Origin of the sequence: Burkholderia sp. E168m15, from assembly GCF_016586105.1 — a bacterium.
Classification (GTDB): domain Bacteria; phylum Pseudomonadota; class Gammaproteobacteria; order Burkholderiales; family Burkholderiaceae; genus Burkholderia; species Burkholderia orbicola.
Genome location: NZ_BCPO01000240.1, coordinates 1 through 1196, shown reverse-complemented (window position 1 = coordinate 1196; position 1196 = coordinate 1). Strand labels below are relative to the sequence as shown.

Sequence of the window (1196 nt, the reverse complement as noted above, 5' to 3'; positions counted from 1 at the left end):
GTGCTGGCCGACCAACCACCCGAAGAGCGCGCGCAGGACGGCCAGCGCATAGGCTGTTGAGCGCGTTGTCAGGTGCCCGGCAAACGGGCGCCAGGCCGGTGTGGCGCGCGGGCACGGCGGCCCGATCCAGCGCGCGGCGGGCGTCGGATGTCGCAAGAAGGTGCGATAGGCGATCGCGTCGTCGGTGGTGAGCGATGAAAGTGGGACGCGCCGTTCCACGATCGCCCACAGCAACAGCCGCTCCGCCTCGCGCCGGTAGGCACGTGCGGTGTGCGCCGATTCGTGCAGTGTCAGCCAAGCCTCGATCGCCTGGTAGTCGTTGGTCGCGGCGAGGCCACAGGTGTCACGTGGGGCCCGGAAGCGGCCGTGTGAGCCATCGAGGGCCGCGGGCAGGGACTCAAGTGACCACAGCGGGACGAGTTGAGCCCCGTCGGCCTCGTACGCGACGAGCGTAGCGGCGTGCTGGACCAACGCGTGATGGGCGGCCAGGAAAGTCTCGATGCGTTGCGCGCCCTGACGGCCGAGCCCCGTAATGTTCCGCCACCAGCTTTTGCGCCGCGCCCGGTGCACGAGCAGGTCGGCGAGGGAGTTGATGTGGGCGGTGGCGAGCGCGCGTGCGATGCGCGGCGGCAGCCACCGGTTCACGGGGTCGGCTGGCTGCGGTGCGGGAATAGGCGTGGTGCGCAGCACGTTGAGCGCCGCGACGACTTGCGCCGCATGGCGGGTGCGGTCCGCGGCCGGGTGCGTGAACAGTGGAATCAGGTCGTCGCGCTGGCGGGCCGTCGCGCACGCGACCAGTTGGCGACGAATGCGGCTCAGCAGTCCGCGCGATGACTGGCCATCGTCGCGCGGGTGGTCGAGGTAGCGCATAACGGCGGCGCGCGCGGTGAGTCCTTCGTGCCAGGCACGCAGGGCTGCCAGCTCGGACAGGCTGGGGAGCTCGGGCGGGGCAGCGGGCGTTCCGGCTAACGATCCGTTCCCCGTGCGTAAGCGCGGGGCGGGAGCGGTTTTCATACAACCAGTTTAGGTCGCCCATAAGCTGCATGCGATAAGAGTATTTATCGCAAACCACCTGAAGGAGCATCCACCCAATGTCGCGTTTCGCGTGCTCGGCAGCACGCCGAGTCCTATGATGCGATGGCTCTCACATGAGGGACCGTCTTGCGTCGTGGAAAACATTAAGATTCTGACCGAGC

General features: G+C 68.2%; 1 protein-coding gene. It reads right to left on the bottom strand.

The features are described 5' to 3' along the window. Positions 1–870 (bottom strand): site-specific integrase (locus tag JMF86_RS34855; protein WP_236593063.1); only part of this gene is annotated, 870 nt, incomplete at its 3' end. Positions 871–1196 lie beyond the last annotated feature (326 nt).